At 66.8% G+C, this 14,840-nt stretch carries 12 protein-coding genes; 5 read left to right on the top strand and 7 right to left on the bottom strand.

Annotated elements, in window-relative coordinates:
- Positions 1 to 93: 93 nt before the first annotated feature.
- Positions 94 to 450 (top strand): DUF485 domain-containing protein, encoded by a 357-nt coding sequence (locus tag EWM63_RS13080; RefSeq protein WP_130186920.1) that lies wholly within the window; start codon positions 94 to 96, stop codon positions 448 to 450.
- Positions 447 to 2,126, top strand: coding sequence for a cation acetate symporter (locus EWM63_RS13085; protein WP_130186921.1), 1,680 nt, complete (start codon positions 447 to 449; stop codon positions 2,124 to 2,126). Before EWM63_RS13080 ends, EWM63_RS13085 begins: the two co-directional genes overlap by 4 nt.
- Positions 2,127 to 2,188: 62 nt before the next feature.
- On the opposite strand, the gene EWM63_RS13090 is transcribed toward EWM63_RS13085, so the two are convergent.
- The 4 genes from EWM63_RS13090 to EWM63_RS13105 all read right to left on the bottom strand — a co-directional run bounded on the left by EWM63_RS13090 (position 2,189) and on the right by EWM63_RS13105 (position 8,322).
- A complete protein-coding gene (locus EWM63_RS13090) occupies positions 2,189 to 5,353 on the bottom strand; it encodes an efflux RND transporter permease subunit (RefSeq protein ID WP_130186922.1) in 3,165 nt (1,054 codons plus the stop codon).
- A gap of 9 nt (positions 5,354 to 5,362) precedes the next feature.
- Positions 5,363 to 6,631 carry an efflux RND transporter periplasmic adaptor subunit gene (locus EWM63_RS13095; RefSeq protein WP_165390818.1) on the bottom strand — a complete coding sequence of 423 codons (1,269 nt, stop codon included), beginning with the start codon at positions 6,629 to 6,631 and terminating at the stop codon, positions 5,363 to 5,365.
- Between the two features lie 16 nt (positions 6,632 to 6,647).
- Positions 6,648 to 7,895 carry a TolC family protein gene (locus EWM63_RS13100; RefSeq protein WP_130186924.1) on the bottom strand — a complete coding sequence of 416 codons (1,248 nt, stop codon included), beginning with the start codon at positions 7,893 to 7,895 and terminating at the stop codon, positions 6,648 to 6,650.
- Positions 7,896 to 7,965: 70 nt separating this feature from the next.
- On the bottom strand, positions 7,966 to 8,322 hold the full coding sequence (locus tag EWM63_RS13105) for a hypothetical protein (RefSeq protein ID WP_130186925.1): 357 nt from the start codon (positions 8,320 to 8,322) through the stop codon (positions 7,966 to 7,968).
- 80 nt (positions 8,323 to 8,402) lie between these two features.
- On the opposite strand from EWM63_RS13105, the gene EWM63_RS13110 reads away from it, so the two are divergent.
- Positions 8,403 to 8,903, top strand: coding sequence for a DUF1993 family protein (locus EWM63_RS13110; protein ID WP_130186926.1), 501 nt, complete (start codon positions 8,403 to 8,405; stop codon positions 8,901 to 8,903).
- A 6-nt stretch (positions 8,904 to 8,909) separates the two neighbouring features.
- Here EWM63_RS13110 and EWM63_RS13115 read toward each other — a convergent pair whose 3' ends face one another.
- Entirely contained in the window at positions 8,910 to 9,275 is a 366-nt protein-coding gene (locus EWM63_RS13115; RefSeq protein WP_130186927.1) for a hypothetical protein, read from the bottom strand.
- A 192-nt stretch (positions 9,276 to 9,467) separates the two neighbouring features.
- A complete protein-coding gene (locus EWM63_RS13120; protein ID WP_130186928.1) occupies positions 9,468 to 10,355 on the bottom strand; it encodes an AraC family transcriptional regulator in 888 nt (295 codons plus the stop codon).
- A gap of 141 nt (positions 10,356 to 10,496) precedes the next feature.
- Between EWM63_RS13120 and EWM63_RS13125 the strand changes: the two genes are divergently transcribed.
- Together EWM63_RS13125 and EWM63_RS13130 are read left to right on the top strand one after the other, a co-directional pair.
- On the top strand, positions 10,497 to 11,252 hold the full coding sequence (locus EWM63_RS13125) for an SDR family NAD(P)-dependent oxidoreductase (protein WP_130186929.1): 756 nt from the start codon (positions 10,497 to 10,499) through the stop codon (positions 11,250 to 11,252).
- Positions 11,253 to 11,517: 265 nt separating this feature from the next.
- Complete coding sequence (locus EWM63_RS13130) at positions 11,518 to 12,501, top strand: alpha/beta fold hydrolase (protein WP_130186930.1); 984 nt, start codon at positions 11,518 to 11,520, stop codon at positions 12,499 to 12,501.
- Between the two features lie 60 nt (positions 12,502 to 12,561).
- On the opposite strand, the gene EWM63_RS13135 is transcribed toward EWM63_RS13130, so the two are convergent.
- Positions 12,562 to 14,808 carry a TonB-dependent siderophore receptor gene (locus tag EWM63_RS13135; RefSeq protein ID WP_130186931.1) on the bottom strand — a complete coding sequence of 749 codons (2,247 nt, stop codon included), beginning with the start codon at positions 14,806 to 14,808 and terminating at the stop codon, positions 12,562 to 12,564.
- Positions 14,809 to 14,840: the final 32 nt, after the last annotated feature.

Here is a 14,840-nt window from a genome sequence, read left to right on the forward strand (position 1 = left end):
CAGTAACGTTCGCAGCCGGCAGGGCCTGCCGAGCCCGGGCCACCGGGTCCGCCGGTTCCTGAATTCTGCACGGTAAACCCTATGGAGACAGACATGGAACCATCCGTCGTTCAACAGGTCAAGAATGATCCCAATTACCGCAAGCTGGTCAAGACACGCTCCCGTTACGGCTGGATGCTGACCTGGGCCGTGATGATCATGTATTACGGCTTTACCGCCCTGAACGCGTTCGACAAGGAATTCATGGCGGCAAAGATCGGTGACGGCGTCATGTCACGGGGCGTGCCACTTGGCTTGTTCGTGATCTTGTTTACCGTCGCGGTGACGGCCATCTACGTGCGCCGCGCCAACCGCGAATTCGACATGCTGACCGATGCCATCCACAGGAGTGTCGGCCAGCATACCGGGACCGGCGCCAAAGCGGGCCATGCCGCGGAGGTAGGTCAATGAGCGCCCGCCAGTGTTCCAGTTTCGTTTCCCATGCTGCCGCCGGGCTGGTATTGCTTGCCGTGGCCGGCATCGCGCTGGCTGCGCCAGACCTGGGCCAGGCGACCAGGCAACCCACCAACTGGACAGCGATCAGCATGTTCGCAGGATTCGTGCTGTCGACGCTGTTCATCACCAAGTGGGCCGCCAAGCGCACCCGCTCGGCATCGGACTTCTACACGGCCGGTGGCGGCATCACCGGCTTCCAGAACGGCCTGGCGATCGCTGGCGACTTCATGTCGGCAGCCTCCTTCCTCGGCATTTCCGCCGCGGTGTTCGCCAGCGGCTTCGATGGCCTGATCTATGCGATCGGCTTCCTCGTCGGCTGGCCGGTGCTCACCTTCCTGATGGCCGAGCGCCTGCGCAACCTGGGCCGCTTCACGTTCGCCGACGTGGCCGCCTACCGCTTCGCCCAGACACCGGTGCGCCTGTTCGCGGCATCCGGCACGCTGGTCGTGGTGCTGTTCTACCTGATCGCCCAGATGGTCGGTGCCGGCCAGCTGATCAAGCTGCTGTTCGGCCTGGATTACTGGATCGCCGTGGTCCTGGTCGGCGTGCTGATGATGGTGTATGTGCTGTTCGGCGGCATGACCGCCACGACGTGGGTGCAGATCATCAAGGCCGTGCTGCTGCTGGCCGCTACCAGCTACATGGCGTTCGCCGTGCTGGCCCTGTATGACTTCAGCCCGTCGGCGCTGTTCGGCAAGGCCGTGGAAGTGCATGCCAAGGGCGATGCGATCATGGGCCCTGGCGGCTTCATCAAGGATCCGATTTCCGGCATCTCGTTCGGCATGGCGCTGATGTTCGGCACGGCCGGCCTGCCGCACATCCTGATGCGCTTCTTCACGGTACCGAGCGCCAAGGAAGCGCGCAAGTCGGTGCTGTGGGCCACCACCTGGATCGGCTACTTCTATGTGCTGGTGTTCATCATCGGCTTCGGTGCGATCGTGCTGGTCGGCACCAACCCTGCCTTCAAGGATGCCACCGGCGCGCTGCTGGGCGGTAACAACATGGCCGCCGTGCACCTGTCAAAAGCCGTCGGTGGCGACCTCTTCCTCGGCTTCATCTCGGCCGTGGCCTTCGCCACCATCCTGGCCGTGGTGGCCGGCCTGACCTTGTCCGGTGCTTCGGCCGTCTCGCATGACCTGTACGCCACGGTGATCAAGAAGGGCAAGCCGGCACCGGGCAGCGAACTGCGCGTGTCGAAATTCACTACGGTTGTGCTCGGCGTTATCGCCGTGCTGCTGGGGATCGTGTTCGAGAAGCAGAACGTGGCCTTCATGGTCTCGCTGGCCTTCGCCATTGCCGCGTCGGCCAACTTCCCGGTACTGTTCATGTCGGTCCTGTGGAGCAAGTGCACCACCCGCGGCGCCACCGTCGGCGGCTTCCTCGGTCTGTTCACCGCCGTCGCCCTGACCGTACTGTCGAAATCGGTGTGGGTCGACGTCTTCCACAACGCCGAGGCGATCTTCCCGTACACCTCGCCGGCCCTGTTCTCGATGACCGCCGGCTTCGTGGGCATCTGGCTGTTCTCGATCACCGATTCGAGCAAGCGTGCCGCCATCGACAAGGCCGGCTTCGAAGCGCAGGAAGTGCGTTCGGAAACCGGTATCGGCGCAGAAGGAGCCAGCGCGCACTGACACCTGCACGGCATCCGGCCTGGCCAGTGCAAGGCACGGCGCAAGTACCTGCGCTGGCTGGATCAGCGGGACGCGGGTTCCTCCTTTCGGCGCCACGTAATTCGCCACCGAATTCGCCACGTATACAGCGCCGGCAGGATCAGCAAGGTCAGCGCCGTGGATGACAGGATGCCGCCGATCACCACCGTGGCCAGCGGCCGCTGCACCTCGGCCCCCGTGCTCGTGGCCAGCGCCATCGGCAGGAAGCCCAGCGACGCCACCAGGGCCGTCATCAGCACCGCCCGCAGCCGCCCCTGCGCGCCCTCGCGCATCGCCTCTTCCCGGGAAAGCCCGCCTTCACGCAGCGTGCGCACGAACGACAGCATCACGAGCCCGTTCAGCACCGCCACGCCCGACAGCGCGATGAAGCCGATCGCCGCCGAGATCGACAGCGGCATGCCGCGCAGCCACAGCGCCAGCACGCCGCCCGTCATCGCGAACGGGATGCCGGTAAAGACGAGCAGGCCGTCGCGCAGGCTGTTGAACATCAGGTAGAGCAACGTGAACACGATGGCCAGCGCCAGCGGCACCACGATGGCCAGCCGCTGCGCCGCCTTTTCCAGGTTCTCGAATTGCCCGCCCAAGGTCAGCCAGGTGCCGGCCGGCAGTTTCACGCTCTTCAGTTCACCCTTCAGGTCGGCGACGAAGGAGCCGAGGTCGCGCCCGCGCACGTTGGCCGTGACGACCACGCGGCGCTTGCCGTTCTCGCGGCTGACCTGGTTCGCCTCGGGCACGAACGCCAGCGTGGCGATCTCCGACAGCGGGATGCTGGCCGAGCGGCCATTGTTCGTGGAAGAAGCGCCCGGCAGCGCGATCGGCAACTGGCGCAGCGTGTCCACGTCGTTGCGCAGGCCTTCCGGCAGGCGCACCGTGATGGCGAAGCGCCGGTCGCCTTCGAACACGAGGCCCACGTCGCGCCCGCCCACCAGCGTGCCGAACGCTTCCTGCACGTCCGCCACGTTCAGGCCATAGCGCGCCGCCTTGATGCGGTCGACCTGCAAGGTCAGCGCCGGCAAGCCTTCGGTCTGCTCCACCCTCACCTCGGCCGCGCCCGGCAGTTTTTGCAGGCGCTGGGCCACCTGCCGGGCCGCGGCCTGCATCGCCTCGGGATCGTCGCCGAACACCTTCACGGCCACGTCGCTGCGCACGCCGGAAATGAGTTCGTTGAAGCGCAGCTGAATCGGCTGCGAGAATTCATAGTTGTTGCCGGGGATGCAGTTGGCCGCTGCCGTGATGGCGGCCACCAGTTCCGCGTGCGACTTGCGGGGCTTCGGCCATTCCTTCTCGGGGCGCAGCATGATGTAGCTGTCGGCCGCATTGGGCGGCATCGGGTCGGTGGCCACTTCCGACGTGCCGATGCGGGCGAACATGCGTTCGATCTCGGGAAACTGCTGCAACAGCGCCTTTTCCAGCCGCTGCTGCATCAGCACCGACTGCTGCAGGCTGGTGCCGGGAATGCGCATCGTCAGCACGGCGAGGTCGCCCTCGTCCAGGTTCGGCGCGAATTCCGTGCCGAGGCGCGTGGCCAGCAAGCCCGACAGCAGCACGGCCAGCACGGCGAACGTCAATGCCACCGGGCGGTTGCGCAGCACCCAGTCGAGCACCGGCGCATACCAGTCGCGCGCCTTGACCATGACGCGGCTGTCGCGCTCCGCCACGGGTTTGGTCACGAACAGTGCCACGGCGGCCGGCACGAACGTGACCGACAGCACCATCGCCGCCACCAGCGCCATCACCACCGTTACCGCCATCGGATGGAACATGCGCCCCTCAATGCCGGACAGCGCGAAGATCGGCAGGTACACCGTCATGATGATCAGCTGGCCGAACAGCAGCGGGCGGCGCGCCTCGGTGGCGGCGGCCGCCACTTCGGCGAAGCGTTCGTCGCGCGTGAGCGCCCTGCCCGCCGCGGCCTGCGCATGGGCGAGCCGCCGGATGCAGTTCTCCACGATCACCACCGCGCCATCGATGATGATGCCGAAGTCGAGGGCGCCAAGGCTCATCAGGTTGGCGCTGACGCCCGCCTGCACCATGCCCGTGAAGACCATCAGCATCGTCAACGGGATCACCATGGCCGTGATCAGCGCCGCGCGCAGGTTGCCGAGGAAGACGAACAGGATCGCGATCACCAGCAGCGCGCCTTCGGCCAGGTTGTTGCGCACTGTGCCGATGGCCTTGTTGACGAGTACCGAGCGGTCGTACACGGGCAGCGCCTGCACGCCCGCCGGCAGCGAGCGGTTGATGTCTTCCAGCCGGTGGCGCGCCGCATCGGCCACGCTGCGGCTGTTCTCGCCGATCAGCATGAACACGGCGCCCAGCACCACTTCGCGGCCATTTTCCGTGGCAGCTCCCGTGCGCAGTTCGCGGCCCAGTTCCACGTCGGCCACGTCGCGCACGCGGATCGGCGCGCCCTGCACCACGTCGAGCACGATGTTGCGGATTTCTTCCAGCGTGCGCAGCTGGCCCGGCGTGCGCACCACGAACTGTTCGCCGCCCCGCTCGATGTAGCCGGCGCCCGCATTACCGTTGTTGCGGTCGAGCGCCGTCACCAGTTGCGTCAGGCTCAGGCCATGCGCGGCCAGGCGGTCCATGTCGGGCGCCACCTGGAATTCCTTCTCGTAGCCGCCGATCGTGTTGACTTCCGTAACGCCGGGCACGCCGCGCAATTGCGGCGCCACCACCCAGTCCTGGATTTCGCGCAGGTCGGTCGGCGTGTACGGCGTGCCGTCCGGCTTGCGGGCGCCCTCCTTCGCCTCCACGGTCCAGTAGAAAATTTCGCCGAGCCCCGTGGCGATCGGCCCCAGCGACGGTTCGACACCGGGCGGCAATTGGGAACGGGCCTGCTGCAGGCGTTCGTTCACGAGCTGGCGCGCGAAATAGATGTCGGTACCGTCGCGGAACACCACCGTCACCTGCGACAGGCCGTATTTCGACAGCGACCGTGTCTGCTCCAGTCCCGGCAGGCCGTTCATCACGGTCTCGATCGGGAACGTGATGCGCTGCTCGACCTCGAGCGGCGAATAGCCATGCGCCGGCGCGTTGATCTGCACCTGCACATTGGTGATGTCGGGTACCGCGTCGATCGGCAGCTTCTGGTAGCTGTACAGGCCCAGCGCGGCCAGGCCCAGCACGGCGAACACGACGAGCCAGCGCCGTGCGATGACGGCGGCAATCAGTTGTTGGTACATGGCGGCCCCTTAGTGATCGTGCTCGGCTTCGGCCTTGCCGAGATCGGCCTTCAGCAGGTAGCTGCCGGCTCCCGCATGACGCGTGCCCGCGGCGAGTCCCTTGACGATTTCCGTGCGGCGGCCATCCGAGCGGCCGAGGGTCACGGTGCGCGCCTCGAAGCCGCCCGGCGTGCGCACGAAGATCACGCTGCGTTCGTGGATCGTCTGCACTGCGTCGGCAGTTACGGTCACCGCGGCATCGCCCTTCGGTCCGAGCAGGTCGACGGTGGCCAGCATGCCGGGACGCAGCCGCAGGTTGGGATTCGGCAGCGTGATGCGGGCGGTCGCCATGCGCGTGGTTTCGCCCAGCACGGGGCCGACGAAGGACACGGTGCCCTGCACGGGGTCGGCCAGCGTGCTCGACGTCACGGTGGCCGGCATGCCCGGTTCCACCTGCGCCAGGCTGCCCGATGGCACGGCCGCTTCGATCCATACCCGGCCCAGGTCGGCGATGGTCAGCAGCGGCTGCGTCACGTCGGCGGCCATGCCGGCCACCGCGGGCCGGTCGGTGACCACGCCGGCCAGCGGCGCGTGGAGGGTGACGGTGGCACCGCCCGACGCGGCAATGCCGAGGGCGGACAGGCGCTGGCGCGCCGCATCGGCCTGCACCTGCGCTTCATTGAACGCGGCCTGCGCGATGTCGAGATCCTGCCGCGCCGAGATGCGCTCGTCCCACAGTTTGCGCTCGCGCTCGACAACGGTGCGGGCCAGTTGCAGCCGCTGCGCCGCGGCGGCGGCATCGGCGCGCCACTGCGCCACTTCCGGGCTTTGCAGCGTTACCAGCCCTTGCCCCTTGCGCACGGCGCCGCCGGGCGACACGAGCACCGACTGCACCATGCCGCGCGCCGGTGCCGCGATGGCGACGGTGCGTTCCGCGTCGGCCCGTACCTGCGCCGGCAAGTGCAGCGTTTCGCGCAGGGCCGCCGGCTGCGCGGTATCGATGGCGATGCCGTTGGCCTTGATCTGTGCATCGGTCATCGCGATCGCATCGGAGGCGGCAGCGGCAGGAGCGTCTTCCGCATGGCGGTCGTCGTGGCCGTGCGAATCCTCGTGGTCTGCATGGTCCGCGCTTGCGCCGTGTTGTTCATCTTTTTCGTGCTTGCCGTCTTTCGCGTGTTCCTCGTGGCCACCGTGATCGTCGTGGGCGTCCTTGGCCGGTTGGCGCCACAGCATCAGCGCGGCCAGCACGGCGGCGACCACGCACATCAGTGCAATCGCCAGTTTCTGTTTTCTCGTCATGTCAGTCTCTTGCTTGTCAGTGTGTGTCGGTGTGTGCGGCACCGGCCAGGCGTTCGATCTCGGCATGGGCACGCCACGCATCGAGCATGGCCTGCCATTGGCGGGCGCGGGCCTGGAACCATGTGCGCTGCGCGTCGAGCACGTCGAGGAAGGTGAATTTCCCGTACTCGAAACCTTTCAGTGTCAGTTCGTGCACGGAACGGGCTTCCGGTACCACGTCGTGCTCCAGCAGCAGGGCTTCGCCGCGCGCCTGGCCATAGCGCAGGTGGGCGGTCGTCAGGTCGGCATGGGCCGCGCGCTCGGCGGCTTGCAGCTCGGCCCGTGCGCCCTCGGCGCGGGCCGTGGCCGCGGCCAGGTTGCCGGCATTGCGGTCGAACAGCGGCAACGGGATCGCCACGCCGACCACGGCCTGGCGGTGCGCCAGCTGGTCGTCGCGCTGGCTGCCGATGGTCAGTGTCACGTCCGGCACCCGGGCGGCGCGCTCGGCATCGGCCTGCGCAGTCCGGTAGGCCAACTGCTGCCGCGCCCGGCGTACCGACAGTGCGCCGGCCGACCGCTGCAGCAGCGCCGGCAGCGGTTCGACGGGCGGCAGCATGTCGACGGCGCCACCGGCCAGCGGGCGCGCATCGAGCGGTTCGCCGACCAGCGCGGCAAGCGCATTGCGGGCGATTGCCAGCTCCGCCGTGGCGCGTTCGTGTTCGACGCGGGCGTCGGCCTGCGCCACCCTCGCCTTGCTTGCTTCCACGGGTGACACCTTGCCGGCGGCGACCCGGCCGTCGACAGCGGCCAGGCTCTTGCCAGCCACGTCCAGCATGGCCTGCGCGAGCTGCAGGCGCTCCTGCGCAACGAGGGCCGTGTAGAACGCGGCGATGACGTCGGCCCGCAAGGCCTGCCGCCGCAGCGCAAGGTCACTGCCGGCGAGGTCGAACGCGCCCTGCGCGACGGCGATGCGGGCCTTTCTCTTGCCGCCCAGTTCGAGCGGCTGGTTGACCTGCACGGTCGTGGTGCGGCTGCCGGCGCGATGGCCTTCGCGCAGGTACGCCAGTTCGGGGTTCGGCAGGCGGCCGGCCTGCTCGACGGCCGCCGCACTGGCCTGTTCCTCGTACGCGGCGGCCTGCAGGGTGGGATGGCGCTCGGCGGCCAGCGCGATGGCGGCCGGCAAGTCGAGCGGAATGGTCGTGGCCGGCTCCATCGCCGCGGCAATGCCGCAGGCGAAGGCCAGCACCACGGCCGGGACGAATCGTCGTCCGGGCTGGATGAACATGGATGCTCCTGATAATGGATCGAAAGGATCGGGATCGAAAGGATCGGATCAGGCGCAGGAAGCCTGCGCGCTATGCCTGGGCGGCGGCGGGCGGCCACTGCGGCCGTTCGGGACGGCCGGGGCTATGCGAAGGCAACGCGGAAACCAGAACGGCGAACGCGGCCGCGGTGTCGTGCAGGGCCGGGATCGCGGCGATGGCGGGTGGAAAACTGATCGTGTGGACAAACACGCAGGCGGCGCAATGCGGGTCGCTGGCGCCGCCGTGGTCGTCACCACTGTCGGCCACGAGTTGCGCCGCCACGGGCTGTGCCGCCTGCGCGTGGTGGGTCACGCCCTGCGGCGTCGTCAGGCAGCAGCGGTCCGCCATCGCCAGGGCGACCTGGAACGGGTAGATCAGCAGCAGCATGATGAGGATCCAGCGGCGCATGGCGGCTCGGCAACGAAGGCCTGGTGAAAAGTATCCTCTATGATACCCGTCATCATCCCGCCAGCAAACAGGAGCCGCCCATGATTGCACCACCACGTGTTTTCCTGCATTACCTCGATCGCCTCGATTGCCTGCTGCAACGCGTGGCCGACACCGACCCGGCCGTGGCCAACGGGCGCCTGCATCCCGGCATGGCGCCGCTGCTGCAGCAGGCACGCACCGCCATTGGCTTTACCTTGCGGGTCAGCTGCCCGCTCGCGGGCCGCGCGATCGTGTCGTTCGAAGGGGAGGATTTCACGTTGGCGGGCGTGCGGCGCGAGCTGGCGCAGGCGGCCGCCTACCTGGCCGCCCTGCCCGCCGAGGCATTCGACGATCTCGCCGCGCGGCAGGTGGACACGGTGGCCGGTTTCGCCGACCTGCATTTCGCCGGGCCGGATTACTTCATGCTGTATGGCTTGCCCAACTTCTTTTTCCACTACAGCATGGTGTACGCCATTGCGCGGCAGGCCGGCGTGCCCGTGGGAAAAGCCGATTTCGACGGTTTCCACGCCTATCCGCCAGGGTTCTCGTTCCCGGCGTAAGCCCTGTCAAGGCATGCGGGCAAAGGCCAGGAACAGCCAGGCCACGGTGATGACGACCATGCCCGTCACGGTCACGCAGGACCACGTGAAGAACCATGCCGACAGCAAGGTGGCCTGCACCACTTTCTCGAATAGCATGCCCAGGCAGAAATCGAACGCGGCGAGCACGGACCAGCGGCGCAGGTAGACAGGCAGATAACGGCTCATGCGCTGGTTGTGCTGGCGCGCGGCATGGCGTTCGTACAGGTCGCGCGCCGCGTTTACGTCGCGAAACAGCCAGTCGAAGAACAGGAAGCGGTAAAGGAGCTGGCCGAACGAGAGCTCCGGCTTGCCCGGCTCGGCGGCTGGCGGTGGCTGGTGTTCGCTCGTCATGATCGGCGGCCCGGGAATGGTGGATGAATACGGTAGATGAATACGGTGGATGAAGAGGGTGGATGAAGATGGTGGATGACTACGGTGAATGGGCACCGTGAGTGTGGACACGGCAGTAACCATACTATGTCGAATCCGGCTGCAATACCAATTGCCGCGCCAATCGTGCTCCCGGCGCACGACTGCGGCCGTTTACGCCGGTGCCAGGCGCTCGCGGGCGTTTTTCACGTCGCGCACAGGGGGAATGCCGAAGAGTCGGCCATATTCGCGCGTAAACTGGGGCACGCTTTCATAGCCGACGGCAAAGGCGGCGCTGCTGGCGGAAGCGCCTTCGGCCACCATCAGCCGGCGCGCCTCGATCAGCCGCAATCCCTTCTGGAATTGCAGCGGCGACAGCGATGTCACGGCGCGGAAGTGCTGGTGGAACGACGACAGGCTCATGCCCGCCACCTCCGCCAGGCGCTCGACCGGCAGCGTGCGGGCGAAATCCGTGCGCAGCAAGGCCACCGCGCGCGCCACGCGCTGCGCCGGGCCGTTCGGCCACCCGAGGCGGCGCAGCGCGGGGCCATGGCGGCCGGCCAGCAGCCAGTAATGCAGTTCACGCACCAGCTGGGCATGGAGCACGGGCACGGCGGCGGGACGGTCGAGCAGGCGCAGCAGCCGCAGCGCCACGTCGGCCACCTCGGCATCGGTGGTGTCGACGCGCACCGGCACGTGCTCGCCTTCCGGCGCCTGTCCCATCTGCACGGCCAGTTCGGCAATCACGGCCTGGTCCAGTTCCATCACGAGCGACAGGTAAGGCGCGGCCAGGCTGGCGCCCGTGATCTGGCTGGCGATCGGCACGTCCGCCGTGATCAGCAAGGATTCACCGGCACGGAAGTCCACCGACGTCGCGCCCATCGTCACGTTCTTGCTGCCCTGGACCACGAGGCAGACGATCGGTTTGGCGATCGCGTGCTGCAGGCCGCTGGGCGCGAACGCGCGCACGGACAACAGGCCGGGGATGGCGCAGGTGCCGAAACCATCGGCATTGGTGTGGTGGTCCGCGTAACGGCGAACGGCGTCGAGCAGGGGTGTCATTGTGCGAATGTAACTGAAAATCGCACATGATCCGGCCATTTGGAGAATCAGGCAAGAACGCCGGGCATTCGGGAAATTCCGGCCGGGGGCGCGCCCGCATCATGACGGCTCCCCACCACGCTTTTATGCAAGGAGCCCAGCATGACCACGATTTCCCTCGTTACCGGCGCCAGCCGCGGCCTCGGCCGCAACACCGCCCTCAGCATCGCCCGCCGTGGCGGCGATGTCATCCTCACTTACCAGCGCCGCGCCGAGGAGGCGCAGGCTGTCGTGGCCGAGATCGAGTCACTGGGCCGCAAGGCGGTGGCGTTCCAGCTCGACAGCGGCGACATCGCATCGTTCCCCGCTTTCACGGAAACACTGCGCGACGCGCTGCGCACGCGCTGGGAACGCACCACGTTCGACCACCTCGTCAACAATGCCGGGCACGGTGAACACGCGGCGCTGGGCGAGACCACCGCGGCGCAGTTCGACCGCCTGGTCAACGTGCATTTCAAGGGTGTGTTCTTCCTGACGGCGGCACTGGAGCCGCTGCTGGCCGATGGCGGCCGGATCGTCAACCTGTCGTCCGGGCTGACGCGCACCACCATCCCCGGCTATGCCGCCTATGCGGCGATGAAGGGGGCGGTGGAAGTGATGACGCGCTACATGGCGAAGGAATTCGGCAGCCGCAACATCGCCGTCAACACGGTGGCGCCGGGCGCGATCGAGACGGATTTCGGTGGCGGCGCGGTGCGCGACAACCCCGACCTGAACCACATGCTGGCGCAGATGACGGCACTGGGCCGGGTGGGCGTGGCCGACGACATCGGACCGATGATCGCCAGCTTGCTGTCCGCCGACAACCGCTGGGTGACGGGCCAGCGGATCGAGGTGTCGGGCGGTCAGGCGTTGTAAAAACAGGCCTGCGGCGCCGTGCCCGGGGTTTTGCTTACCCCCCTGCCCGCAAATAAATGCATGCCTGGCCGCACGGCAGTACCCGTGCCGTGGGAAGATCGCTGTAGCACGACGGTATCGTAAGGCGGCTGGCTGCTGGCACAAGCCGATCGTCCATCCGTCGTGCAGGGGTACCGGATTTGCGATAGCGCTCCGCGACGCTGGCGCTGGCGCATTCCGGCGCCGTCCCATGCAACGCGGCATCGACCGCTCTCCGACCGGAACCATGATAAAACCAGCCCTGCCCGCCTTGTTGTTCGCACTCGCGCTTGCGGCACCCGCATGCCGGAGCGCGGAACCCGCCGATGCGACAGCTCATGCCGCGGTGCGCATCGACGCCCTGTTCACGCCGGACATCGGTGGCATCCGGCAGGCCATCGAGATCAAGACCGACGATGCAGGCAAGCCTGTGCTGCTGTTCCTGTCCGGCGGACCGGGAAGCTCGATGATGAATGGTTCGGATGCCTTCTCGACCGTGCTGAAGAAGAAATTCACGATCGTTCACTGGGACCAGCGGGGCGCGGGCAGGACACTGAAACTGAATGCTTCGCCCGGCCAGCCCACGGTGGGGCAAATGGGCAGCGATACACGGCAGGTCATCGACTTCCTGCGGGAAAAGCTGAAGAAGGAAAAGATCTACCTGCTGGGCAGTTCGTGGGGGAACGTGCTGGGCTTTCACATCGTCCGGCATCATCCTGAACTGCTCCACGCCTATTTCGCCGTGAATCCGGTCGTCAGCCAGCTGGCGAGCGAGAAGGAACTGCTGGCGGCGCTGAAACATCACTTCAAGGACGATCCCGTGGCGACCAGCGAGCTGGCTGGCGTGAAGCTTCCCCTTGAGAACGACAGCGATCTGTTCTTCCTGAGGAAATGGCTGTTCTACAAGGACGGCATGCGTGCCGCGACCACGGAGCCGTTCAAGACCGGCTTTCTCCAGTGGTCGAAGGCCTGGTCGCCCGTGTGGCGGGAGGTGATGCAAATCGATTTGCCGGGGGAGTTGCCGAAGGCCGATTGCCCGGTGTATTTCTTCGTCGGTAAAAACGATATCCAGACATCCGCGGGCATCGCCACGCAATACTTCCAGCAACTGGAGGCGCCGAAGAAGGCACTGGTCCTGTTCGATCATTCGGGTCACCAGATACACAAGGACGAGCCGGAAAAATTCCAGGACGCGATCCTTGCGATCGTCGATGCGGAACCAGTGCGTTGAGCCCCTGCCGCCGCGCCGTCAACCAGCCGGGCGGGATGACGGCGCGTCGGATACCTGTGCTTACAGGCTGGCGCGCAGCGACAGCGAGACGTAGCGTGGATCGCCGTAGTAGTAGCTGATGCCGGTGGGCGCGAACTTCTTGTAGTACGTCTTGTCGAACAGGTTGTCCACGTTCAGCTGCACCGAGTACCGCTCATTGAACTTGTAGCCCGCCATCGCATTGAAGATCGAGTAGCCGCCCTGGCGCGTCGTCAGGCCGCCGGCGGTCACGTAGGAACCGTCCTGCGTGCGCACGCCGCCGCCCACCGTCAGGCCGGCCAGCGCGCCACCAAAGCGGTAGTTCGTGAACAGGTTCAGCTTGTGGCGCGGGTCGATGCTGCGCAGCGGCAGGCCGGTGTTGGCGCTGCTGGTGTCGGTGATGTACTTGGTGCGGGTGTTCGTGTAGCCCGCCTGCACCTGCCAGCCCGGCAGGATTTCGCCGGCCACTTCCAGTTCCCAGCCCTTGCTTTGCGTCTTGCCGCCAGCCACGCGGCAGAAGCCGGTGATGTAGTACGGCGTGCAGGGGTTGATCGACGTGGGATCCTCGACCGCCTTGCCTTCGTTGGTGATGTGGAAGATGCCGGCCGATGCCGTCAGCTTGCCGCCGAAGAAATCGCCCTTCACGCCCGCTTCGTAATCCTCACCGCGCACCGGCTGCAGGATATTGCCGTTGACATCCTTGACGTTCTGCGGCGTGAAGATTTCCGTATAGCTCAGGTAGGCGTTGACATTCTTGTTGAAGTCGTACACCAGGCCGGCGAACGGCGTGGCTTCGCGGTCGATCTTGTAGTTGCTTGCCGGGGTGCGCGGCACCGCGTATTCCCACCACGACAGGCGGCCGCCGACGAGCAGCGTCAGCGGATCGGTGACGGACAGCCGGGCCGTGCCGAACACGCCCTTCTGGCGCGTGAAGTTCGGGTTGCCGCCGCCGGGCGTGGCCACGTCGCGCTCGGCATACGTGGTGTACGGGTCGAAGGTGCGGATATCCACGACCTGCGGGTACAGGTTGCCCTGGCCCCAGCTGTCGACCGCCTCGGTGCGCAGCGCTTCGCCGCCGACGATCAGCTCATGCTTGCGGCCGAACAGCGTGAACGGCCCGTTGGCCACCAGGTTCAATACCTTCTGCGTGCTTTCGGCACCCGTGTACTGCGCCGAGGCCACGCTGAACAGGTAAGGGTTCGTGCCGGGAACGCGCGTGAAATACGACTGCTTGAAGCCGGCGTCCTTCAGCGCCAGGTGCACCCAGGCCACGCTGGCTTTCGCGGTCCAGCCATTGGCGAAGCGGTGCTCGATCTCGGCCTGGGCGATGTCGTTGTAGCGGTTCCAGCGGTTCCAGTCCACGCCCAGGTAGGTATCGCGCGGCAGGTACAGCGGCGAACCGTCGAGGTTGCCCGGCATGCCGCCCCAGGCGCCGGTAGCGTCCAGGTCCGTGTGCTGCAGGCTGGCGGTGACCGTGGTGGTCGGCGCCAGGTCGTATTCGACCACGCCGTACAGCACTTCGCGTTTTTCCTGCTTGGCTTTCTGGAAGAACTCCTTCTCGTCCGCCACCACCACCGCGCGGGCGCGCAGGGTGCCGGAGGCGTTCAACGCACCGGAAATGTCGCCTTCCACGCGATGGCGATCCCAGCGGCCGATGGTGGCCGCGCCGGACAGCTGGAACTCCCGTGTCGGGCGCTTGCGCACCATGTTCACGGTGGCCGACGGGTTGCCCGAGCCCCGCAGCATGCCCGACGCGCCGCGCAGCACTTCCACGCGGTCCAGCACGGCCGTATCCGGTTGCACGAAGTGGGAGCCGCTCTGGTTGATGGTGATGCCATCGACCTGCAGCGCATCGATCTGGTAGCCGCGCGAGTGGTACGACACGCGCTCGCTGTCGGTGTAGTCGACCGACACGCCCGGCGTGTTCTGCAGCACCTCGTGCAGGTCGAGGAAGTTGCGGTCGTCCAGCAGCTGGCGCGTGATCACGGTGACCGGCTGCGGAATGTCGCGAACGTCTTCGAAGCCCTTCATCACGCTGGCCTTGCGCGTGGCCAGCGAGCCGGTGTTTTCCGTGTTGTTGTCGGTAGTGCCGGTGACGGTCACCGTCTGCATCGTGGTGGCCGCATCCACCGCATCCGCCGCGTTTGCCGCCACGTCTTCGGCCGCGTGCAGGGCCAGCGGATAAGCCAGCGACAGGCTCGCGCACAGCATGGTCAGCCGGGTGCCGCGCCTCCCGGACTGCTGGGAGATATGGTGCGGGGCGGGACTGGCTGCGCGATCGGAAAACATGGACTACTCCTGGCTGATAAAAGAGAATGAGA

Origin of the sequence: Pseudoduganella lutea, from assembly GCF_004209755.1 — a bacterium.
GTDB classification, from domain to species: domain Bacteria; phylum Pseudomonadota; class Gammaproteobacteria; order Burkholderiales; family Burkholderiaceae_D; genus Rugamonas; species Rugamonas lutea.